This window comes from Pseudomonas sp. Os17, assembly GCF_001547895.1.
Classification (GTDB): Bacteria; Pseudomonadota; Gammaproteobacteria; order Pseudomonadales; family Pseudomonadaceae; genus Aquipseudomonas.
Genome location: NZ_AP014627.1, coordinates 5,145,551 through 5,168,116, shown reverse-complemented (window position 1 = coordinate 5,168,116; position 22,566 = coordinate 5,145,551). Strand labels below are relative to the sequence as shown.

Sequence of the window (22,566 nt, the reverse complement as noted above, 5' to 3'; positions counted from 1 at the left end):
CAGCGAGTTTCGCGCAGGCCATCAGCGGCCTGCGTCTGAGGAGATAGCATGATCGTTCGTCCCGTACGCAGCAGCGATTTACCCGCGCTGATCGACCTGGCCCGCAGCACCGGCACCGGCCTCACCACCTTGCCGGCCAACGAAGAGCGCCTGACCCACAGGGTCGGCTGGGCGGAAAAGACCTTTCGCGGCGAAGCCGAGCGCGGCGATGCGGACTACCTGTTCGTGCTGGAAGACGACAACGGCCGGGTGGTGGGCATTTCCGCCATCGCCGGTGCCGTCGGGCTGCGCGAGCCCTGGTACAACTTTCGGGTCGGCCTGACGGTCAGCGCCTCCCAGGAGCTGAACATCTACCGCGAGATCCCCACGCTGTTCCTGGCCAACGACCTGACCGGCAACTCCGAGCTGTGCTCGCTGTTCCTTCACGCCGATTACCGCACCGGCCTCAACGGCCGCATGCTGGCCAAGGCGCGGATGCTGTTCATTGCCGAGTTCCCGCAGCTGTTCGGCAACAAGATCATTGCCGAGATGCGCGGCATGTCCGATGAGAATGGCCGCTCGCCGTTCTGGGAAAGCCTGGGTCGGCACTTCTTCAAGATGGAGTTCAGCCAGGCCGACTACCTGACCGGGGTTGGCAACAAGGCGTTCATCGCCGAGCTGATGCCCAAGTTCCCGCTGTACACCTGCTTTTTGTCCGAGGATGCGCGCAACGTGATCGGCAAGGTTCATACCGACACCGAGCCGGCCCTGGCCATGCTCAAGAGCGAAGGCTTCAGCTACCAGGGCTACGTCGACATCTTCGATGCCGGCCCGGCGGTGGAATGCGAAACCAGCAAGATCCGCGCGGTGCGTGACAGCCAGGCGCTGGTGCTGGCCATCGGCACCCCGGGCGACGACGCCACGCCGTTCCTGATCCACAACCGCAAGCGCGAGGACTGCCGCATTACCGCGGCGCCGGCACGCTTTGCCGCGGGCACCCTGGTGGTCGATCCCCTGACCGCCAAGCGCTTGCAACTCAACGCCGGCGACCAGGTCCGCGCGGTTCCGCTGTCTGCTTCTCGGGAGTCGAAATAATGAGCACGCTGTACATCGCTGGCCAATGGCTGGCCGGCCAGGGCGAAGCCTTCACCTCGGTCAATCCGGTGACCCAGGCGGTCATCTGGTCCGGCAACGGTGCCACTGCCGCGCAAGTGGAAAGCGCCGTGCAGGCCGCCCGCCAGGCGTTTCCGGCCTGGGCCAAGCGTTCCCTGGAGGAGCGTATCGGTGTGCTCGAAGCCTTTGCCGCTGCGCTCAAGGCGCGTGCCGACGAACTGGCCCGCTGCATCGGTGAGGAAACCGGCAAGCCGCTGTGGGAAGCCGCCACCGAAGTCACCAGCATGGTCAACAAGATCGCCATCTCGGTGCAGAGCTACCGCGAGCGTACTGGCGAGAAGAGCGGCCCTTTGGGCGACGCCACCGCTGTGCTGCGACACAAGCCCCACGGCGTGGTGGCGGTGTTCGGCCCTTACAACTTCCCTGGGCACCTGCCCAACGGGCACATTGTTCCCGCGCTGCTGGCCGGTAACAGCGTGCTGTTCAAGCCCAGCGAGCTGACGCCGAAAGTCGCCGAGTTGACGGTGCAGTGCTGGATCGAAGCCGGCTTGCCGGCAGGCGTCCTCAACCTGCTGCAAGGCGCCCGGGAAACCGGTATCGCGCTGGCCGCCAATCCGGGTATCGATGGCTTGTTCTTCACCGGTTCCAGCCGCACCGGCAATCATCTGCACCAGCAGTTCGCCGGGCGTCCGGACAAGATCTTGGCGCTGGAAATGGGCGGCAACAACCCGCTGGTGGTGGATCAGGTCGCTGACCTGGACGCGGCGGTGTACACCATCATCCAGTCGGCCTTCATTTCGGCCGGTCAGCGCTGCACTTGCGCCCGCCGCCTGCTGGTGCCGCAAGGCGCCTGGGGTGATGGGTTGCTGGCGCGCCTGGTGGCAGTCAGCGCGAGCATCGATGTGGGTGCCTATGACCAGCAGCCGGCGCCGTTCATGGGCTCGGTGATTTCCCTGGGCGCCGCTCGCGCGCTGATGGATGCGCAACGGCAACTGCTGGCCAATGGCGCCGTGGCCTTGCTGGAAATGACCCAACCCCAGGCTCAGGCCGCCTTGCTGACCCCAGGCATTCTGGATGTGACGGCGGTGGCTGAGCGTCCGGATGAAGAGCTGTTCGGGCCGTTGCTGCAAGTGATCCGCTACGCTGATTTCGATGGGGCGATTGCCGAGGCCAACAACACTCAGTACGGCCTGGCTGCCGGCCTGTTGTCGGATTCCGCCGAGCGCTACCAGCAGTTCTGGCTGGAAAGCCGGGCGGGCATCGTCAACTGGAACAAGCAGTTGACCGGCGCCGCCAGCAGCGCGCCGTTCGGTGGGGTGGGTGCTTCGGGCAACCATCGGGCCAGTGCCTATTACGCGGCGGATTACTGCGCGTACCCGGTGGCTTCCCTGGAAACCCCGAGCCTGGTGCTGCCGAGCGCGTTGACGCCGGGTGTGCGCTTGTCCTGACTGGCGTGGCCTTTTCGCCGGTAAGCCGGCTCCTGCAGAACGCTGTGGGAGCCGGCTTGCCGGCGAGCGAGCGCACTGCGTTCGCCATGTGTAGATACCGATGCCTATAACAAACAGATTCGTGGAGCCTCGCTGATGAAATCCTATGAAGTCAATTTTGACGGTTTAGTGGGGCCGACCCATAACTATGGCGGCCTGTCCTACGGCAACGTGGCCTCCCAGAGCAACAGCCAGCAGGGCTCCAATCCCAAGGAAGCGGCGCTGCAAGGCCTGGCGAAAATGAAAGCGCTGATGGACATGGGCTTTCAGCAAGGCGTGCTCGCCCCGCAAGAGCGCCCGGACGTGGCGGCCCTGCGCAAACTGGGTTTTGCCGGCACTGATGCCCAGGTCATCCAGCTAGCCGCCAAGCAGGCCATGCCACTGCTAGTCGCCAGTTGCTCGGCATCGAGCATGTGGGTGGCCAACGCCGCCACCGTCAGCCCGAGTGCTGACACCGCCGATGGCCGCGTGCATTTCACCGCCGCCAACTTGAACTGCAAATACCATCGCAGCATCGAGCACCCGACCACCAGTCGCGTGCTGGGGGCGATGTTCGCCGACCAGAAACACTTCGCCCATCACGCCGCGTTGCCGGCGGTGGCGCAGTTCGGCGATGAAGGCGCGGCCAACCACACGCGCTTCTGCCGTGATTACGGCCAGGCCGGTGTCGAGTTCTTCGTCTTCGGTCGCAGCGCGTTCGATACCCGTTACCCGGCACCGCAGAAATACCCTGCGCGCCAGACCCTGGAAGCCTCGCAAGCCGTGGCTCGCTTGCATGGCCTGAGCGAGGAGGGCGTGGTCTATGCCCAGCAGAATCCATCGGTGATCGATCAGGGCGTGTTCCACAACGATGTGATCGCGGTGGGCAATGGCGAGGTGCTGTTCTATCACGAGGATGCGTTCCTCGAGACCGAGAAGATGCTCGCCGAGCTGCAGGGCAAGCTGGGTCGGCGCGGCGGCAACTTCCAGTCGATCTGCGTGCCGCGCGCGCAAGTGACGGTGGAAGACGCCGTGCGCTCCTACCTGTTCAACAGCCAGCTGCTGTCCCGCGCCGATGGTTCGATGCTGCTGATCGTGCCGGAGGAGTGCCGCGGCAACGAGCGCGTCTGGCAATACCTGCAAAGCCTCACCAGCTCGGGCGGACTGATCCGTGAAGTGAAGGTCTTCGATCTCAAGCAGAGCATGCAGAACGGCGGTGGCCCGGCTTGCCTGCGCTTGCGGGTGGCCTTGAATGAAACTGAGCTGGCGGCGGTCAATCCTGGGGTTATCATGACCGCGCCGTTGTACGACACCCTGACCCAATGGGTTGGCAAGCACTACCGCGACCGTCTGTGCGAAAGCGATCTGGCGGACCCGCAGCTGCTGCTTGAGTGCCGGACGGCACTGGATGAACTGACGCAAATCCTTAAACTGGGCGCGGTTTATCCCTTCCAGATCAATTGAAAGCCCGCGCCCGGCCCATTCGACCGGGCGTGCCGCTTCACCCCAGATGAGAACGACCCCCATGAGCGATACCCTGCAGCTGATCCTTGAAGACAGCGACGGCACCCAACTGCAAACCTCCTGCACCCGTTTCGCGGTGCTGTGGCAGGGCAAGGAAGTATGGATTCAACAGGACGGCCGCGGCCAACTGCTGATCGGCGTGGACGTGGAGGAGGGTGACGACGAGTACGCCAGTCTGCTGCTGCGTCCGCTGGCGACCAACCTGGTCAGCCTGCAACTGGAAATGGAACCGGCCGACGCCGGTGACGATGATCACGTGCATGGCCCCGACTGCGGCCACGCTCACTAAGGAAGCCGCGCTATGCTCGCCCTCGGCAAACTGCTTGAACTGACCCTCGCCGGCCGTGAACCGGCAGAGAAGACTCAACTGACTGTCGACGGCGTGCGCATGCGCTGGCTGAGCGAGGGCGCCCTGGAAGTCCGGCCGCCCGAAGCTCGCGATAACGGTCTGGACCTGCTGCTGTCAGCCGGTATCCATGGCAACGAGACGGCTCCCATCGAGCTGCTCGACCGTCTGTTGCACGACATTGCCCGGGGCGACCTGAAGCCTCGGGCACGCATTCTGTTCCTGTTTGGCAACCCCGAGGCCATGCGCCGCGGCGAGCGTTTTGTCGAGCAGGACGTCAACCGGCTGTTCAATGGCCGACATGAATCGAGCAGTGGTATCGAAGCCCTGCGTGCCTGCGAGCTGGAGCGTCTGGCGGCGAGCTTTTTCAGTCTGCCGCAGCGCCAGCGCCTGCATTACGACCTGCACACGGCGATCCGCGGTTCGAAGATCGAACAGTTCGCCCTGTATCCGTGGAAGGACGGGCGTCAGCATTCGCGCCGTGAGCTGGCGCGCCTGCGGGCGGCGGGCATGGAAGCGGTGCTGCTACAGAACAAGCCCTCCATTGTCTTCAGCGCCTACACCTACGATCAGCTGGGGGCCGAATCCTTCACCCTGGAGTTGGGTAAGGCCCGGCCGTTCGGGCAGAACCAGGGGGTCAATGTCGAGCGCCTGGAAACCCGCCTCAAGCAGATCATCGACGGCAGCGAGCCCGGGCAAGAGCAGGACAGCCTCGATGGCCTGCAGCTGTTCAGCGTGGCGCGGGAAGTCATCAAGCACAGCGACAGCTTCCACCTGCACCTGCCGGCGGACGTGGAGAACTTTTCCGAACTGGAAGTGGGTTACCTGCTGGCCGAGGACATTGCCCAGACCCGTTGGGTGATCGAGGAGGAGGGCGCGCGGATCATTTTCCCCAACCCCAAGGTGAAGAACGGCTTGCGTGCCGGGATTTTGATCGTGCCGGCCACCGCCGACGGCCTGGCCTGAGGTTCGCCGGCAAGCCGAACCCCGCAGGGGCCGGCTCGCCGATGATGGGCTAACGCTTAAACCGCGACCGCACGCTGCTCATTGCGGCGCAGGGCGCGCAGCTTGTGCAGGGTGTCGGCGCAGGTCTTCGCCGCTTCCTGGCCCTTGTGCACGAAGTGCTCGAAGAAAAACTTCTGGTGCTCCTCACCCGCATGGAAGTGATGCGGGGTCAGCACCACCGAGAAGACCGGCACTTCAGTTTCCAGTTGCACTTGCATCAGGCCGCTGATCACCGACTGGGCGACGAACTCATGACGGTAGATGCCGCCGTCCACTACCAGGCCTGCCGCAACGATGCCGCTGTAGCGACCGGTCTTGGCCAGCAGCTTGGCGTGCAGGGGAATTTCGAAGGCGCCACCGACTTCGAAGAAGTCGATATCGGATTCCTGATAACCCTGAGCGAGCATTTCGGCGACAAAGCCCTGACGGCTCTGGTCGACTATTTCCTTGTGCCAGCAAGCCTGGATGAAGGCGACGCGCTCGTTGGGGTGGTGTTTGTTTTTGCTATCGATTGCGGTGGGTTGCATCTGTTCTGACTCCTGTTTGTATGAAAAACAGGGCGTATATGAATCGAATGGGATTTAAGGGTACGCGCAGAGCTCCCGTGGAGAGTCCACGTCTGCCTGGCAGCGGCCCTTAGGCGCCAATCCCGTTCTCTCTTCATCCGGACTATGACCGTCGGCCCCGGGATCGCACCGGGTCTGCTGACCTTGTCGGCACCTGTGGACCTGCCACGGGTGTCACCAAGCGCTCGCGGGCTATGCACATTGCGCGCAATTACCGCCGGTGGGGAATTGCACCCCGCCCTGAGAACGATTGCCCGGGGTTTTCCCGGGCGGTGAGTTTTTAACACAGATCTGGCGGGGAAGCATCGCGCCTTTTGGATAATGTTCATCGGATTTTTCATCCTCTGGCGCAAGATTTTCTACAGTTGCTGCTTGATTAATCGTCCACAGGGCCGCAGTAATTCGCTTCGAAAGGGAATTCCCCCTGTCCAAGCGTGGACCCTGGTGTCCCCCTGTAGCTGGAGCCTGATGTGATGAGCGTGATCGATCTTCGTAGTGACACCGTGACCCAGCCGACCCCGGGCATGCTCGATGCCATGGCGCGCGCCCGTACCGGAGACGATGTCTACGGCGAAGACCCGACGGTCAATCGGTTGGAGGCCGAGCTGGCCGGGCGTCTGGGGTTTGCCGCGGCCCTGTTCGTGCCTTCCGGCACCATGAGCAATCTGCTGGCATTGATGGCCCACTGCGAGCGGGGCGACGAATACATCGTTGGACAGCAGGCCCACACCTATAAATATGAAGGCGGTGGCGCCGCGGTGTTGGGCTCGATCCAGCCCCAGCCGCTGGAGCTGCGGGCAGATGGCTCCCTCGACCTGGAGCAGGTGGCGGCGGCGATCAAGCCGGATGACTTTCATTTTGCCCGCACGCGCTTGCTGGCCCTGGAAAACACCATGCAGGGCAAGGTGCTGCCCCTGGCCTACCTGGCCCAGGCTCGAGCCTTCACCCGTGAGCGGGGGCTGGCCCTGCACCTGGATGGCGCACGGCTGTACAACGCGGCGGTGAAGCTGGGGGTGGATGCCCGGGTGATCGCCGGGCACTTCGACTCGGTATCGGTGTGCTTGTCCAAGGGCCTCGGCGCGCCAGTGGGTTCGGTGTTGTGCGGCTGCACAGCGCTGATCGGCAAGGCGCGGCGCCTGCGCAAGATGCTGGGTGGGGGCATGCGTCAGGCTGGTGGCCTGGCGGCGGCGGGACTCTATGCCCTGGAGCATCAGGTGCAGCGTCTGGCGGATGACCATGCCCACGCACAATTGCTGGCTCAAGGGTTGAGCCAGGCCGGCTACAGTGTCGAGCCGGTGCAGACCAACATGGTGTACGTCGAGATGGGAGAGCGGGCCGAAGCCCTCAAGGCATTCGCCGCCGAGCGGGGGATCAGGCTCAGCGCGGCGCCACGCTTGCGTCTGGTTACCCATCTGGACGTGGATGCCGGGCAAATCGAGCAGGTGGTGAGCACTTTTGTCGAGTTTTCCCGTAACTGACAGTGTTCTCCGTCCAATTGACTGTTTGTATCGTACAAACACGCTGTACCAAGTGATTAACGCCGATATAATGCGGCCCTTTGCCGTCGTTTCGTCTGTTGACGTTGCGCACAGGCCTTTGGCCGCAGTCTCCGTGGAAGAACCTAATGAAAAGCGCAGAAATCCGTGAAGCCTTCCTTCGCTTCTTCGAAGAGCAAGGCCACACCCGTGTAGCCTCCAGCTCTTTGATCCCAGGCAACGACCCTACCCTGCTGTTCACCAACGCGGGGATGAACCAGTTCAAGGACTGCTTCCTGGGCCAGGAAAAGCGCGCCTATACCCGCGCTGTCAGCAGCCAGAAGTGCGTCCGCGCCGGTGGCAAGCACAACGACCTGGAAAACGTCGGTTACACCGCTCGTCACCACACCTTCTTCGAAATGCTGGGCAACTTCAGCTTCGGTGACTACTTCAAGCGCGATGCCATCACCTTCGCCTGGACCTTCCTGACTTCCGACAAGTGGCTGAACCTGCCGAAGGAAAAGCTCTGGGTCACGGTTTACGCCAGTGACGACGAAGCCTATGACATCTGGACCAAAGAGGTCGGGGTGCCGGCAGAGCGCATGGTGCGCATCGGAGACAACAAAGGCGCGCCTTACGCTTCGGACAACTTCTGGACCATGGGTGATACCGGCCCTTGCGGTCCTTGCACCGAGATCTTCTACGATCACGGCGCCGACATCTGGGGCGGCCCACCCGGCTCGCCGGAAGAAGACGGTGACCGCTACATCGAAATCTGGAACAACGTGTTCATGCAGTTCAACCGCACCGCCGATGGCGTGTTGCATCCGCTGCCGGCACCGTCGGTGGACACCGGCATGGGCCTGGAGCGGATCAGTGCGGTGCTGCAGCACGTGCACTCGAACTATGAAATCGACCTGTTCCAGAGCCTGCTGGATGCCGCGGCCAAGGCCATCGGTTGCACCAACGATGCCCAGGCCTCGTTGAAAGTGGTGGCCGACCATATCCGTTCCTGCGGTTTCCTGATTGCCGACGGCGTGCTGCCGTCCAACGAAGGCCGCGGTTATGTGCTGCGTCGGATCATTCGTCGTGCTTGCCGTCACGGCAACAAGCTGGGGGCCAAGGGCAGCTTCTTCTATCAGATCGTCGCCGCGCTGGTTGCCGAGATGGGTGAAGCTTTCCCTGAGCTGAAATCCCAGCAGGCGCATATCGAGCGAGTGCTCAAGGCCGAAGAAGAGCAGTTCGCCAAGACCCTGGAGCAGGGCCTGAAGATCCTCGAGCAGGATCTGGCCGCACTGGACGGCTCGGTGGTTCCGGGCGACGTGGTGTTCAAGCTCTACGACACCTATGGTTTCCCGATGGACCTGACCGGCGACATCGCCCGTGAGCGCAACCTGACCCTCGATGAGGAAGGTTTCGAGCGCGAGATGGAAGCCCAGCGTGTGCGTGCCCGGTCTGCCAGCTCCTTTGGCATGGACTACAACAGCCTGGTCAAGGTTGATGTGGCCACTGAGTTCACCGGCTACCAGGCCACCAGCGGTTCGGCCAAAGTGGTTGCCCTCTATAAGGAAGGGCAGTCGGTAGACATCCTTAATGAAGGCGAAGAGGGCGTCGTGGTGCTTGACCAGACCCCGTTCTACGCTGAGTCCGGCGGTCAGATCGGCGACTGCGGTTACCTGCAGGCCGGCAGTGCACGTTTTGATGTGCGCGACACCACCAAGACCGGTGGCGCGTTCCTGCATCACGGCGTACTGGCCAAGGGCAGCCTGATCGTCGGCGCCCCGGTTGAAACCCAGGTCGACGCCGACGTGCGTCACGCCACCTCGCTGAACCACTCGGCCACCCACTTGCTGCACGCTGCCCTGCGCCAGGTGCTGGGCGAGCACGTCCAGCAGAAGGGCTCGCTGGTGGACAGTCAGCGTCTGCGTTTCGACTTCAGTCACTTTGAAGCGATCAAGCCTGAGCAGATCAAGGCCCTGGAAGACATCGTCAACGCCGAGATTCGCAAGAACACGGCGGTGGAAACCGAAGAGACCGACATCGACACCGCCAAGAAGAAGGGCGCCATGGCGCTGTTCGGCGAGAAGTACGGCGACAGCGTGCGTGTGTTGAGCATGGGCGGAGACTTTTCGGTGGAGCTGTGTGGTGGTATCCACGCCAATCGTACCGGCGACATCGGCTTGCTGAAGATCACCAGCGAAGGCGGCGTGGCGTCGGGCGTGCGGCGTATTGAAGCCGTTACCGGTGCTGCGGCTCTGGCGTACCTGAACGCTGCGGAAGAACAACTCAAGGAAGCGGCGACCCTGGTCAAGGGTAGTCGCGACAATCTGATCGACAAGCTGTCGGCGGTGCTGGAGCGTAATCGTCTGCTGGAGAAGCAGCTCGAGCAGTTGCAGGCCAAGGCTGCCAGCGCTGCCGGTGACGATCTGTCCGCTCAGGCGGCTGACGTCAAGGGCGTGAAGGTACTGGCTGCGCGCCTCGACGGCCAGGACGGCAAGGCGCTGCTGGCGCTGGTGGATCAGTTGAAAAACAAACTCGGCCGCGCAGTGATCCTGCTCGGCAGTGTCCATGAGGAAAAGGTCGTACTGGTTGCCGGTGTAACCAAGGACCTGACTGGCCAACTCAAAGCCGGTGATTTGATGAAGCAAGCCGCTGCGGCAGTGGGCGGTAAGGGCGGTGGTCGTCCAGACATGGCCCAGGGCGGTGGTGTTGATGCTGCTGCACTGGATGCCGCGCTGGCCTTGACCGTTCCATTTGTCGAGCAGGGCATTTAAGGCGCCGAGCCGGGCCCGTCGTCTAGTGGCGGGTCCTTGCGCTGTGCAGTTTGATTGTTTAACGGGCGCCCCTTTACGGGCTGAGGCGGCTTAGAAAATGGCTTTGATCGTACAGAAATTTGGAGGCACTTCGGTCGGCTCTGTGGAGCGGATCGAGCAGGTCGCTGACAAGGTGAAGAAGTTCCGCGAAGCCGGCGATGACCTGGTGATTGTGCTGTCGGCGATGAGTGGCGAAACCAACCGCCTGATCGATCTGGCCAAGCAGATCAGTGGCGAAGCCATACCGGTTCCCCGTGAGCTGGATGTGATCGTGTCCACCGGTGAGCAAGTGACCATCGCTTTGCTGGCCATGGCATTGATCAAGCGCGGTATTCCAGCGGTGTCCTACACCGGGAATCAGGTGCGCATTCTCACCGACAGTGCTCACAATAAAGCGCGAATCCTGCAGATTGATGATCAGAAGATTCGCAGCGATCTGAAGGCTGGTCGTGTGGTCGTGGTTGCCGGTTTCCAGGGCGTTGATGAGCACGGCAACATCACCACGTTGGGGCGTGGCGGTTCCGATACCACCGGGGTGGCGCTGGCCGCGGCCCTGAAGGCTGACGAGTGCCAGATCTATACCGATGTGGACGGTGTCTACACCACCGACCCGCGTGTGGTACCCAAGGCTCAGCGCCTGGACAAGATCACCTTTGAAGAGATGCTGGAAATGGCCAGCCTCGGATCCAAGGTACTGCAGATCCGCGCGGTCGAGTTTGCTGGCAAGTACAACGTTCCGCTGCGCGTGTTGCACAGCTTTCAGGAGGGTCCGGGCACCCTCATTACTATTGATGAAGAGGAATCCATGGAACAGCCGATCATTTCCGGCATCGCTTTTAACCGCGATGAAGCCAAGCTGACTATCCGTGGCGTGCCAGACAATCCTGGCGTGGCCTTCAAGATTCTCGGCCCGATTAGCGCGTCGAACATTGAAGTCGACATGATCGTGCAGAACGTTTCGCACGATAACACCACCGACTTCACCTTCACCGTTCACCGCAACGACTACCTGGCTGCCCAGACCGTGCTGGAAAACACCGCACGTGAAATCGGTGCCCGTGAAGTGGTCGGTGATACCGACATTGCCAAGGTTTCGATCGTTGGTGTCGGCATGCGCTCTCATGCGGGCGTAGCCAGCCGGATGTTTGAAGCCCTGGCGAAGGAAAGCATCAACATCCAGATGATCTCCACTTCTGAAATCAAGGTGTCGGTGGTGATTGAAGAGAAGTACCTGGAGTTGGCGGTACGTGCGCTGCACACCGCATTCGAGCTTGACGCTCCGGCCCGACAGGGCGAGTGATGCGTGTTTGAAAGGGGCGCGGTCTGACCGCGCCCTTTGTGTTTTTGATCGGCACGGGAGAAAACTGTTCTTTTGCCCGTGCTAGTCAATACTTAGGCGTGTAGGACTGCAGCCGCCCTGGTTGTAGGCCGACACCCTTTTTTTTGCAGACTGTAGTCCCTGAAAATGTAATGCGTGAGGAGATAGGTATGCTGATTCTGACTCGTCGGTGCGCAGAAAGCCTGATCATTGGTGATGGCGAGATCACTGTGACCGTGCTCGGCGTCAAAGGTAATCAAGTGCGTATTGGTGTCAACGCCCCCAAAGAAGTGGCGGTTCACCGTGAGGAAATTTACCTGCGGATAAAGAAAGAGAAGGACGAAGAACCAAGCCATTAATTTTTATCGTTTTTTTTGTTTGCAAACGGGGAGAAAGCTGGTTAATATACGCCCCGTGTTGCGGAGAGCTGGCCGAGTGGCCGAAGGCGCTCCCCTGCTAAGGGAGTACACCTCAAAAGGGTGTCGGGGGTTCGAATCCCCCGTTCTCCGCCATTATTTGCTTAGTACGTTGTAATCTGGCTTCTTCTGTAAGTTGTTGAAATTACTAGAAAAAGTGCTTGACAAGAAGATTAAACGGCCTATAATGCGCGGCAACAAATGCACTCGTAGCTCAGCTGGATAGAGTACTCGGCTACGAACCGAGCGGTCACAGGTTCGAATCCTGTCGAGTGCACCATTTAAGAGTTAGTTGCAGCGATGTAGTTAACTTGGCTTCAACCAGTTGTGGTCTGGTCTAAAAACACAAAATGCACTCGTAGCTCAGCTGGATAGAGTACTCGGCTACGAACCGAGCGGTCACAGGTTCGAATCCTGTCGAGTGCACCATACACCAGAAAGCCCGCATCGAAAGATGCGGGCTTTTTGCTTTCTGCGATTTACCCATCTATCTCTCTTCTTACGGTTTGGGGCTGGAACGGCTTGGTTCGTTGGCAGTCGAATAGCCAGCCTGCCTCCAGGTTTTTTCTGTTGGCATGTGTTTTCTGTTTCGGCGCGGGCGTCGCAGTTTCACAGATTCGGACGCTGCTTAGGTTTGTGCCGCAAGCGCTTGTTCTTGCCACGATTTTTTAACGTTTAAAGCTGCCAAGGGGTGTATCATTGCGCCCGTCAGCCCCGCCGGGGCTTGTGGAATACCTCCATGGACTTACCCAGTAGTTATTCAGTATCCCGTTTTCACAATCATGAACTGACTGATTGATCCTTCCGGCGTGCTCCTCTGCTGGGAGTGGAGTTCGCCTATGACCGAAGTAGAAGTAAAGAAGACGCAGGAAAGCCTGCAGGACCGCCTCGCTCAAGTCGTTGAGCTGCTGCAGCGCCAGCGGGTAGTCGAAGACCTGACACACCGTCAGGAAGGTCACCACCACGATCGGGTCGAGAACCTGGTCCACCGGCAGAATCTCGTCGAGTTGCAGCGCAAGCTTGATGATCTGCACTCTGCCGACGTTGCCTACATCCTTGAAGCCTTGCCGCTGGAAGAGCGACTGACCGTTTGGCAATTGGTCAAGGCTGAGCGCGATGGCGACATTCTTCTCGAAGTATCCGATTCCGTTCGTGAAACCCTGATCGCCGACATGGATGATCATGAGCTCCTGGCCGCTGCCAAAGAGATGGACGCTGACGAACTTGCTGACTTGGCTCCCGAGCTGCCGCGAGACGTTGTCCATGAGCTGATGGAGGCTCTCGATGGCCAGCAGCGTGAGCGTGTTCGTTCTGCGCTGTCTTATGACGAGGAGCAGGTCGGTGCGTTGATGGACTTCGAGATGGTGACGATCCGCGAGGATGTCAGTCTCGAAGTGGTGCTGCGTTACCTGCGCCGGCTCAAGGAGCTGCCTAGTCACACCGACAAGCTGTTCGTGGTGGATTACGACGGTGTGCTCAAGGGCGTACTGCCGATCAAGCGCCTGTTGGTCAATGATCCGGACAAGCAAGTCTCGGAAGTCATGGCCAGCGATCCGGTGAGCTTTCATCCTGATGAGGATGCCTATGACGCGGCTCAGGCATTTGAGCGCTATGACCTGATTTCTGCTCCTGTGGTCGATAAGAATGACAAGTTGATCGGTCGTTTGACCATCGACGAAATGGTCGACCTGATTCGTGAAGAGAGTGAAACCGAAGTCCTCAATATGGCGGGTCTGCGCGAGGAGGAAGATATCTTCGCCTCGGTCTGGAAGTCCTTGCGCAACCGTTGGGCCTGGCTGGCCATCAATCTGATCACGGCGTTCGTTGCGTCGCGCGTGATTGGTCTGTTTGAAGGTTCTATCGAGAAATTGGTAGCCCTGGCTGCACTGATGCCGATTGTTGCCGGTATTGGCGGCAACTCGGGTAATCAGACCATCACCATGATCGTTCGGGCCATGGCCTTGGATCAGGTAAGCACCGGTAATACTTCGCGCTTGATGCGCAAGGAGCTGGCGGTGGCTCTGATCAATGGCCTGGTCTGGGGAGGGGTGATCGGTGTTGTTGCCTATATGCTCTACGGGAGCTGGTCGCTGGGAGTGGTGATGACTGCTGCGATGACCCTGAACCTGTTGCTGGCAGCTTTGATGGGGGTTCTGATTCCCATGACTCTGGCGCGCCTGGGGCGCGATCCGGCAATGGGGGCTAGCGTAATGATTACGGCTATGACCGATAGTGGCGGTTTCTTTATCTTTCTCGGCCTGGCGACAATCTTCCTGCTTTGACTCTTCCTTTATGCATGGGTAACCCGCGAAGCGCCTTTATGGCGCTTCGTTGTTTTTATCGCAGGCAAAAAAAAGCCAGCAACTAGGCTGGCTTGAGCATTCTGGGGGGGGGGGGGTCAGTTGGCGTCTGCGGCCATTTCAGCGTCGTGGGCTATCAGCGAAACCAAAGCGTTTTGCTGACGATGTGAAAGTTGGCGGAAGCGTTGAAGTAGTTCGCGCTCATGCAAGGACAGCTCTGGGCTGTCCAGGCGCATGCTCAACTCTTCACCCAAGGCGCCTTCCTGAATAAGACTCTGTTCCAGGCGCGCGATGATTTCGGAGTTCATGCTGCGGTGATGATTGCGAGCCACCTCGGCAATGCGTTCACGCATCCCGTCGGGTAGACGTACGACGAACTTGTCAGCCGTACGGCTGGAATAAATTGCCTGTTTCAATGGGCGCATATATTTAACCGGTTAGTTCAGGGGAGCGGTTCTCGGAATTGGCCGCGAGCTGTCTTTTAGGACAAGCCGTATTGCCAAATGTTCAACCTGAATTGTTAAGAGGCCCGTATCATGCCTCAAAATTGCCAGATCCTTGGCGTCAATTCTGTGACAAATATTGAACTGGATAAAGGCGTTATGCCAGCACCAATTATCAGAAATGCGGACTGGTTTGAAAAGATCGCCGACTCCACATTGTGGGCCGCATTCTCCTATCCGACGGGGGTGTTAGTGCACGGACGAGCGTGCATGCTATGTGGATGAGAGCGTAATCCCTACTTGTTTAGAGGATAGTGGCAAATGGCCGATTTACTAGGTGGGCTGTCCTGGGTGGCGACTCATGCCGGGTAGGGTGATTTATCTGATGGGGCCCTCAGGAGCCGGCAAGGATAGCTTGATTGATGCGGCTAGGCAGCCTATCAGCACATTGGGGTGTGAGGTGGCAAAAAGAGTGATCACCCGCTCGGCTGAGTCTGTGGGCGAGGAAGCGCTCGAAGTTACGTCCGAGGAATTTGAACGGCGTGTCGCGTTGGGTGAGTTTGCTTTGTTCTGGCGTGCCAATGGTTTGGGTTATGGCATTCCCAGGCAGATTGATGCTTGGCTTGCACAGGGGCGAAATGTCCTGGTCAATGGTTCTCGAGGGTATTTGCGTCAGGCGCGAAAGCGCTATCCCGATCTGATTCCTATAGTTCTGACGGTCGATAACGAAGTGCTGCGCCGGCGTTTGCTGCGTCGTGCCAGGGAAAGCCTACCGGAGATTGAGCGTCGTCTGCAGCGCAACCAGCAGTTTGTCAGTGCTGCCTGGCTGGATGAAGAGCGTGTCATACGCTTGGATAATTCGGGTGCGCTCGAGGCCACTTTGGTGCGTCTGTTGGCCATACTCCGTGAGCAGGGTGTCAGCGCAGTACCGGGTCAAACTTGATCTTGCGTCCGGCCAGAAGTGCCAACAGGAACAGGCCGAACATCGAGCCGCAGATGATCAGCGCAGCATTTCCTAGTGAGTCGTCAGGTAGTAGCAAGGCGGAAATGCCGCTGAGTAGAGTCAGAAAAAGCAGGCTTTTGGCTGCATTGGATATGATGGCTCCTGGGGCGCGTTATTAAATAGCCCTGCGTATATTTTGTTTGGTGCTGGGTTGCTGCTGATGCTGTCTATTGGGCTGTTGGGCAGAAGAGCTGGGCTGGGTGTTGATTATCGACAGGTACGGTTTAGGGTCTTGCTTGTAATTAGGAGGCACGGGCTGGCAGATCTGGCGTTGTCTACAGGTTGAAGGCGCAAGGTCGCAAGCTCGATGCTGGCGATCACATTTAATACGAAGCAGAACGCTGTGTATGGGCGTTATCTCTGCATTCTTCATCTGCTTACTAAGGCAGTTCGCGTGCCAGGAGTTTATCCTTAAATAAATCCTTTAAAAACAAAGGCTTGATTTGGTGGCGAGAGAGCGGCCAGTTGTATTTTGCAAGGATTGCTTTTGGTGGTAACGCAATTTGCACGCTGGGATCTTCGGCTAACAAATCGCTTCTGGCCGTTCGTGTAAAAAGCCCTATGGATGACATGACAAACGTGGCCTTGGCCGTTAACATGCTCGCCGTCCTTTGCGCCTGACATCCTCAGGTGCTCGTTGTTTTGTCTCAGTAGCTCAATTGGATAGAGCATCCCCCTCCTAAGGGGAAGGTTGGCAGTTCGAACCTGCCCTGGGACACCATCTTTCTCCAAGATTCCCTCCTTCTTATAGTCGCCACCTGTATCAAGGTCGGTCGTGGCTTTTTGTTTGGCCAAACTCCTGCTTCTCTTCTTTGAAACCTGATGCCTTCGGTGTGTGCGTTGCTCTCTGGACGCCAGCGTCATTGTTCGGTCGCTGCTGTAATGGCCTGGTTTCATTGCTGGAGTGCTGCGGCGCTCGTGGAGGTTATGGCGGCGTGCTTTCGCCTTGTTAACGATTCGATCGTCTCGGTCGAAAGCGGTTAAAAAGAGGTGTTGACAGCAGCGTGTAACGCTGTAGAATTCGCCTCCCGCTAACGAGAGATCGAAAGCGCAAGTGGTTGAAGTTGTTGAGGAAATCTTCAAAAACTTCTTAAAAAATCGCTTGACAGCAAATGAGGCTGCTGTAGAATGCGCGCCTCGGTTGAGACGAAAGATCTTAACCAACCGCTCTTTAACAACTGAATCAAGCAATTCGTGTGGGTGCTTGTGGAGTCAGACTGATAGTCAAAAAGATTATCAGCATCACAAGTTACTCCGCGAGAAATCAAAGATGTAACCAACGATTGCTGAGCCAAGTTTAGGGTTTTCTCAAAACCCAAAGATGTTTGAACTGAAGAGTTTGATCATGGCTCAGATTGAACGCTGGCGGCAGGCCTAACACATGCAAGTCGAGCGGCAGCACGGGTACTTGTACCTGGTGGCGAGCGGCGGACGGGTGAGTAATGCCTAGGAATCTGCCTGGTAGTGGGGGATAACGTCCGGAAACGGGCGCTAATACCGCATACGTCCTACGGGAGAAAGTGGGGGATCTTCGGACCTCACGCTATCAGATGAGCCTAGGTCGGATTAGCTAGTTGGTGAGGTAATGGCTCACCAAGGCTACGATCCGTAACTGGTCTGAGAGGATGATCAGTCACACTGGAACTGAGACACGGTCCAGACTCCTACGGGAGGCAGCAGTGGGGAATATTGGACAATGGGCGAAAGCCTGATCCAGCCATGCCGCGTGTGTGAAGAAGGTCTTCGGATTGTAAAGCACTTTAAGTTGGGAGGAAGGGTACTTACCTAATACGTGAGTATTTTGACGTTACCGACAGAATAAGCACCGGCTAACTCTGTGCCAGCAGCCGCGGTAATACAGAGGGTGCAAGCGTTAATCGGAATTACTGGGCGTAAAGCGCGCGTAGGTGGTTTGTTAAGTTGGATGTGAAAGCCCCGGGCTCAACCTGGGAACTGCATCCAAAACTGGCAAGCTAGAGTATGGTAGAGGGTGGTGGAATTTCCTGTGTAGCGGTGAAATGCGTAGATATAGGAAGGAACACCAGTGGCGAAGGCGACCACCTGGACTGATACTGACACTGAGGTGCGAAAGCGTGGGGAGCAAACAGGATTAGATACCCTGGTAGTCCACGCCGTAAACGATGTCAACTAGCCGTTGGGAGCCTTGAGCTCTTAGTGGCGCAGCTAACGCATTAAGTTGACCGCCTGGGGAGTACGGCCGCAAGGTTAAAACTCAAATGAATTGACGGGGGCCCGCACAAGCGGTGGAGCATGTGGTTTAATTCGAAGCAACGCGAAGAACCTTACCAGGCCTTGACATCCAATGAACTTTCCAGAGATGGATTGGTGCCTTCGGGAACATTGAGACAGGTGCTGCATGGCTGTCGTCAGCTCGTGTCGTGAGATGTTGGGTTAAGTCCCGTAACGAGCGCAACCCTTGTCCTTAGTTACCAGCACATTATGGTGGGCACTCTAAGGAGACTGCCGGTGACAAACCGGAGGAAGGTGGGGATGACGTCAAGTCATCATGGCCCTTACGGCCTGGGCTACACACGTGCTACAATGGTCGGTACAAAGGGTTGCCAAGCCGCGAGGTGGAGCTAATCCCATAAAACCGATCGTAGTCCGGATCGCAGTCTGCAACTCGACTGCGTGAAGTCGGAATCGCTAGTAATCGCGAATCAGAATGTCGCGGTGAATACGTTCCCGGGCCTTGTACACACCGCCCGTCACACCATGGGAGTGGGTTGCACCAGAAGTAGCTAGTCTAACCTTCGGGGGGACGGTTACCACGGTGTGATTCATGACTGGGGTGAAGTCGTAACAAGGTAGCCGTAGGGGAACCTGCGGCTGGATCACCTCCTTAATCGACGACATCAGCTGCTTCATAAGCTCCCACACGAATTGCTTGATTCATTGAAGAAGACGATAGAAGCAGCTTTAAGCTCCAAGCTGATAGCTCCAAGCTAACAGTTACAAGCTCGAAATTGGGTCTGTAGCTCAGTTGGTTAGAGCGCACCCCTGATAAGGGTGAGGTCGGCAGTTCGAATCTGCCCAGACCCACCAATTTTGTTATGGGGCCATAGCTCAGCTGGGAGAGCGCCTGCCTTGCACGCAGGAGGTCAGCGGTTCGATCCCGCTTGGCTCCACCATAAACTGCTTCTGAAAGCTTAGAAATGAGCATTCACATTGAATGTTGATTTCTAGTCTTTTGATTAGATCGTTCTTTAAAAATTTGGGTATGTGATAGAAAGATAGACTGAACGTTACTTTCACTGGTAACGGATCAGGCTAAGGTAAAATTTGTGAGTTAAATTGCAAATTTTCGGCGAATGTCGTCTTCATAGTATAACCAGATTGCTTGGGGTTATATGGTCAAGTGAAGAAGCGCATACGGTGGATGCCTTGGCAGTCAGAGGCGATGAAAGACGTGGTAGCCTGCGATAAGCTTCGGGGAGTCGGCAAACAGACTTTGATCCGGAGATCTCTGAATGGGGGAACCCAGCCATCATAAGATGGTTATCTTGTACTGAATACATAGGTGCAAGAGGCGAACCAGGGGAACTGAAACATCTAAGTACCCTGAGGAAAAGAAATCAACCGAGATTCCCTTAGTAGTGGCGAGCGAACGGGGACTAGCCCTTAAGTGGCTTTGAGATTAGCGGAACGCTCTGGAAAGTGCGGCCATAGTGGGTGATAGCCCTGTACGCGAAAATCTCTTAGTCATGAAATCGAGTAGGACGGGGCACGAGAAACCTTGTCTGAATATGGGGGGACCATCCTCCAAGGCTAAATACTACTGACTGACCGATAGTGAACTAGTACCGTGAGGGAAAGGCGAAAAGAACCCCGGAGAGGGGAGTGAAATAGATCCTGAAACCGTATGCGTACAAGCAGTGGGAGCAGACTTTGTTCTGTGACTGCGTACCTTTTGTATAATGGGTCAGCGACTTATTTTCAGTGGCGAGCTTAACCGAATAGGGGAGGCGTAGCGAAAGCGAGTCTTAATAGGGCGTCTAGTCGCTGGGAATAGACCCGAAACCGGGCGATCTATCCATGGGCAGGTTGAAGGTTAGGTAACACTGACTGGAGGACCGAACCGACTACCGTTGAAAAGTTAGCGGATGACCTGTGGATCGGAGTGAAAGGCTAATCAAGCTCGGAGATAGCTGGTTCTCCTCGAAAGCTATTTAGGTAGCGCCTCATGTATCACTGTAGGGGGTAGAGCACTGTTTCGGCTAGGGGGTCATCCCGACTTACCAAACCGATGCAAACTCCGAATACCTACAAGTGCCGAGCATGGGAGACACACGGCGGGTGCTAACGTCCGTCGTGAAAAGGGAAACAACCCAGACCGTCAGCTAAGGTCCCAAAGTTATGGTTAAGTGGGAAACGATGTGGGAAGGCTTAGACAGCTAGGAGGTTGGCTTAGAAGCAGCCACCCTTTAAAGAAAGCGTAATAGCTCACTAGTCGAGTCGGCCTGCGCGGAAGATGTAACGGGGCTCAAACCATACACCGAAGCTACGGGTATCACGTAAGTGATGCGGTAGAGGAGCGTTCTGTAAGCCTGTGAAGGTGAGTTGAGAAGCTTGCTGGAGGTATCAGAAGTGCGAATGCTGACATGAGTAACGACAATGGGTGTGAAAAACACCCACGCCGAAAGACCAAGGTTTCCTGCGCAACGTTAATCGACGCAGGGTTAGTCGGTCCCTAAGGCGAGGCTGAAAAGCGTAGTCGATGGAAAACAGGTTAATATTCCTGTACTTCTAGTTATTGCGATGGAGGGACGGAGAAGGCTAGGCCAGCTTGGCGTTGGTTGTCCAAGTTTAAGGTGGTAGGCTGGAATCTTAGGTAAATCCGGGGTTCTAAGGCCGAGAGCTGATGACGAGTTACCTTTTAGGTGACGAAGTGGTTGATGCCATGCTTCCAAGAAAAGCTTCTAAGCTTCAGATAACTAGGAACCGTACCCCAAACCGACACAGGTGGTTGGGTAGAGAATACCAAGGCGCTTGAGAGAACTCGGGTGAAGGAACTAGGCAAAATGGCACCGTAACTTCGGGAGAAGGTGCGCCGGTGAGGGTGAAGGACTTGCTCCGTAAGCTCATGCCGGTCGAAGATACCAGGCCGCTGCGACTGTTTATTAAAAACACAGCACTCTGCAAACACGAAAGTGGACGTATAGGGTGTGACGCCTGCCCGGTGCCGGAAGGTTAATTGATGGGGTTAGCTAACGCGAAGCTCTTGATCGAAGCCCCGGTAAACGGCGGCCGTAACTATAACGGTCCTAAGGTAGCGAAATTCCTTGTCGGGTAAGTTCCGACCTGCACGAATGGCGTAACGATGGCGGCGCTGTCTCCACCCGAGACTCAGTGAAATTGAAATCGCTGTGAAGATGCAGTGTATCCGCGGCTAGACGGAAAGACCCCGTGAACCTTTACTATAGCTTTGCACTGGACTTTGAATTTGCTTGTGTAGGATAGGTGGGAGGCTTTGAAGCGTGAACGCCAGTTTGCGTGGAGCCATCCTTGAAATACCACCCTGGCAACTTTGAGGTTCTAACTCAGGTCCGTTATCCGGATCGAGGACAGTGTATGGTGGGTAGTTTGACTGGGGCGGTCTCCTCCTAAAGAGTAACGGAGGAGTACGAAGGTGCGCTCAGACCGGTCGGAAATCGGTCGTAGAGTATAAAGGCAAAAGCGCGCTTGACTGCGAGACAGACACGTCGAGCAGGTACGAAAGTAGGTCTTAGTGATCCGGTGGTTCTGTATGGAAGGGCCATCGCTCAACGGATAAAAGGTACTCCGGGGATAACAGGCTGATACCGCCCAAGAGTTCATATCGACGGCGGTGTTTGGCACCTCGATGTCGGCTCATCACATCCTGGGGCTGAAGCCGGTCCCAAGGGTATGGCTGTTCGCCATTTAAAGTGGTACGCGAGCTGGGTTTAGAACGTCGTGAGACAGTTCGGTCCCTATCTGCCGTGGACGTTTGAGATTTGAGAGGGGCTGCTCCTAGTAGCGAGAGGACCGGAGTGGACGAACCTCTGGTGTTCCGGTTGGTCACAGCCAGTGGCATTGCCGGTAGCTATGTTCGGAAAAGATAACCGCTGAAAGCATCTAAGCGGGAAACTTGCCTCAAGATGAGATCTCACTGGGATCTTGAATCCCCTAAAGGGCCGTCGAAGACTACGACGTTGATAGGTTGGGTGTGTAAGCGCTGTGAGGCGTTGAGCTAACCAATACTAATTGCCCGTGAGGCTTGACCATATAACACCCAAGCAATTTGCTTAAGAAGCGAGTTGCGGTGTGTGAAGACGAAACAAACCGAAAGTTTGCAAACACACAAACCTATTACATACCCATTCGCTGGCACGTTGCACAAGCAACGGACTGGCTACCGAATTTCTTGACGACCATAGAGCGTTGGAACCACCTGATCCCATCCCGAACTCAGAAGTGAAACGATGCATCGCCGATGGTAGTGTGGGGTTTCCCCATGTGAGAGTAGGTCATCGTCAAGATTAAATTCCGAAACCCCAATTGCGAAAGCAGTTGGGGTTTTGTTTTTGCGCTGCAGAAAAGTTGCGCTGCTGCGGCCGGCCATGACCGCTCGGCTACGGTTGCCAGCACCCCGCGACAGTGCCTGGGTTGCAGCCTACCCCTGCTGGAGCGGGCTCTACCGCCATTGGCTTGGAAGGGGGGGGCGGTCGACTGAGTGCACCAGAGCCGCTGTTCTCGCTCTCTCCGATCAGGCCCTGTAGCAGGGGCTGCCTCCCAGCACCCACTCATGGAGTCACCT

The 22,566-nt window shown here is 57.5% G+C and carries 15 protein-coding genes, 6 tRNA genes, 3 rRNA genes and 1 riboswitch; of the genes, 20 read left to right on the top strand and 4 right to left on the bottom strand.

The genetic code is table 11. From position 1 onward, the window contains the following. The first annotated feature begins 48 nt into the window (after nucleotides 1-48). From astA to astE, 5 genes are all read left to right on the top strand, one after another. Nucleotides 49-1,074 carry an arginine N-succinyltransferase gene (astA, locus tag POS17_RS22595; protein WP_016968175.1) on the top strand — a complete coding sequence of 342 codons (1,026 nt, stop codon included), beginning with the start codon at nucleotides 49-51 and terminating at the stop codon, nucleotides 1,072-1,074. Beyond that, nucleotides 1,071-2,540: a succinylglutamate-semialdehyde dehydrogenase gene (astD, locus tag POS17_RS22590; protein WP_164990750.1), complete on the top strand. Its 1,470-nt coding sequence runs from the start codon at nucleotides 1,071-1,073 to the stop codon at nucleotides 2,538-2,540. The genes astA and astD overlap by 4 nt, the downstream gene beginning before the upstream one ends. Nucleotides 2,541-2,675: 135 nt before the next feature. Continuing rightward, the gene (gene astB, locus POS17_RS22585; RefSeq protein ID WP_060840596.1) at nucleotides 2,676-4,022 is read left to right on the top strand and encodes an N-succinylarginine dihydrolase; all 1,347 of its coding nucleotides are present in this window, start codon (nucleotides 2,676-2,678) and stop codon (nucleotides 4,020-4,022) included. Between the two features lie 61 nt (nucleotides 4,023-4,083). Next, nucleotides 4,084-4,371 carry a hypothetical protein gene (locus POS17_RS22580; protein ID WP_016968178.1) on the top strand — a complete coding sequence of 96 codons (288 nt, stop codon included), beginning with the start codon at nucleotides 4,084-4,086 and terminating at the stop codon, nucleotides 4,369-4,371. A gap of 12 nt (nucleotides 4,372-4,383) precedes the next feature. Beyond that, nucleotides 4,384-5,394 (top strand): succinylglutamate desuccinylase, encoded by a 1,011-nt coding sequence (gene astE, locus POS17_RS22575; protein WP_060840595.1) that lies wholly within the window; start codon nucleotides 4,384-4,386, stop codon nucleotides 5,392-5,394. A 56-nt stretch (nucleotides 5,395-5,450) separates the two neighbouring features. Here the strand turns inward: astE and POS17_RS22570 are convergent, their stop codons facing one another. Next, on the bottom strand, nucleotides 5,451-5,960 hold the full coding sequence (locus POS17_RS22570) for a 6,7-dimethyl-8-ribityllumazine synthase (RefSeq protein WP_060840594.1): 510 nt from the start codon (nucleotides 5,958-5,960) through the stop codon (nucleotides 5,451-5,453). A gap of 120 nt (nucleotides 5,961-6,080) precedes the next feature. Further along, a riboswitch (FMN riboswitch) is annotated at nucleotides 6,081-6,251 on the bottom strand. A 221-nt stretch (nucleotides 6,252-6,472) separates the two neighbouring features. Here POS17_RS22570 and ltaE point away from each other — a divergent pair. From ltaE to mgtE, 8 genes are all read left to right on the top strand, one after another. Continuing rightward, nucleotides 6,473-7,477 (top strand): low-specificity L-threonine aldolase, encoded by a 1,005-nt coding sequence (gene ltaE, locus POS17_RS22565; RefSeq protein ID WP_060840593.1) that lies wholly within the window; start codon nucleotides 6,473-6,475, stop codon nucleotides 7,475-7,477. 146 nt (nucleotides 7,478-7,623) lie between these two features. Beyond that, nucleotides 7,624-10,248, top strand: coding sequence for an alanine--tRNA ligase (alaS, locus tag POS17_RS22560; RefSeq protein ID WP_060840592.1), 2,625 nt, complete (start codon nucleotides 7,624-7,626; stop codon nucleotides 10,246-10,248). 97 nt (nucleotides 10,249-10,345) lie between these two features. Further along, the gene (locus POS17_RS22555) at nucleotides 10,346-11,587 is read left to right on the top strand and encodes an aspartate kinase (RefSeq protein ID WP_016968182.1); all 1,242 of its coding nucleotides are present in this window, start codon (nucleotides 10,346-10,348) and stop codon (nucleotides 11,585-11,587) included. A 188-nt stretch (nucleotides 11,588-11,775) separates the two neighbouring features. Continuing rightward, the gene (gene csrA, locus POS17_RS31250) at nucleotides 11,776-11,964 is read left to right on the top strand and encodes a carbon storage regulator CsrA (protein WP_002554426.1); all 189 of its coding nucleotides are present in this window, start codon (nucleotides 11,776-11,778) and stop codon (nucleotides 11,962-11,964) included. Nucleotides 11,965-12,026: 62 nt separating this feature from the next. Beyond that, nucleotides 12,027-12,117 (top strand) — tRNA-Ser (locus POS17_RS22545). A gap of 107 nt (nucleotides 12,118-12,224) precedes the next feature. Then, nucleotides 12,225-12,301, top strand: a tRNA-Arg gene (locus POS17_RS22540). Nucleotides 12,302-12,373: 72 nt separating this feature from the next. Further along, nucleotides 12,374-12,450 (top strand) — tRNA-Arg (locus tag POS17_RS22535). 410 nt (nucleotides 12,451-12,860) lie between these two features. Then, on the top strand, nucleotides 12,861-14,303 hold the full coding sequence (mgtE, locus tag POS17_RS22530) for a magnesium transporter (protein ID WP_060840590.1): 1,443 nt from the start codon (nucleotides 12,861-12,863) through the stop codon (nucleotides 14,301-14,303). Between the two features lie 116 nt (nucleotides 14,304-14,419). On the opposite strand, the gene POS17_RS22525 is transcribed toward mgtE, so the two are convergent. After that, nucleotides 14,420-14,746 (bottom strand): Arc family DNA-binding protein, encoded by a 327-nt coding sequence (locus POS17_RS22525; protein WP_016968184.1) that lies wholly within the window; start codon nucleotides 14,744-14,746, stop codon nucleotides 14,420-14,422. Nucleotides 14,747-15,125: 379 nt separating this feature from the next. On the opposite strand from POS17_RS22525, the gene phnN reads away from it, so the two are divergent. Next, the gene (phnN, locus tag POS17_RS22520) at nucleotides 15,126-15,707 is read left to right on the top strand and encodes a phosphonate metabolism protein/1,5-bisphosphokinase (PRPP-forming) PhnN (protein ID WP_060840589.1); all 582 of its coding nucleotides are present in this window, start codon (nucleotides 15,126-15,128) and stop codon (nucleotides 15,705-15,707) included. On the opposite strand, the gene POS17_RS32505 is transcribed toward phnN, so the two are convergent. Together POS17_RS32505 and POS17_RS31935 are read right to left on the bottom strand one after the other, a co-directional pair. Continuing rightward, complete coding sequence (locus POS17_RS32505; RefSeq protein ID WP_060844374.1) at nucleotides 15,682-15,861, bottom strand: PA3371 family protein; 180 nt, start codon at nucleotides 15,859-15,861, stop codon at nucleotides 15,682-15,684. The two genes, phnN and POS17_RS32505, sit on opposite strands and share 26 nt — an antisense overlap. A 286-nt stretch (nucleotides 15,862-16,147) precedes the next feature. After that, nucleotides 16,148-16,366, bottom strand: a complete 219-nt coding sequence (locus POS17_RS31935; RefSeq protein ID WP_148654990.1) for a hypothetical protein — start codon at nucleotides 16,364-16,366, stop codon at nucleotides 16,148-16,150. 45 nt (nucleotides 16,367-16,411) lie between these two features. On the opposite strand from POS17_RS31935, the gene POS17_RS22515 reads away from it, so the two are divergent. From POS17_RS22515 to rrf, 6 genes are all read left to right on the top strand, one after another. After that, nucleotides 16,412-16,488, top strand: a tRNA-Arg gene (locus POS17_RS22515). Between the two features lie 606 nt (nucleotides 16,489-17,094). Next, nucleotides 17,095-18,633: ribosomal RNA gene (locus POS17_RS22510) — 16S ribosomal RNA — on the top strand. 123 nt (nucleotides 18,634-18,756) lie between these two features. Beyond that, nucleotides 18,757-18,833 (top strand) — tRNA-Ile (locus POS17_RS22505). A 10-nt stretch (nucleotides 18,834-18,843) separates the two neighbouring features. Continuing rightward, nucleotides 18,844-18,919: transfer RNA gene (locus POS17_RS22500), tRNA-Ala, on the top strand. Between the two features lie 221 nt (nucleotides 18,920-19,140). Continuing rightward, nucleotides 19,141-22,034 (top strand): 23S ribosomal RNA (locus tag POS17_RS22495). A gap of 138 nt (nucleotides 22,035-22,172) precedes the next feature. Further along, nucleotides 22,173-22,288, top strand: a 5S ribosomal RNA gene (gene rrf, locus POS17_RS22490). The 16S, 23S and 5S rRNA genes sit together here with 2 tRNA genes alongside, the layout of an rRNA operon. The last annotated feature ends 278 nt before the right edge of the window (nucleotides 22,289-22,566 follow it).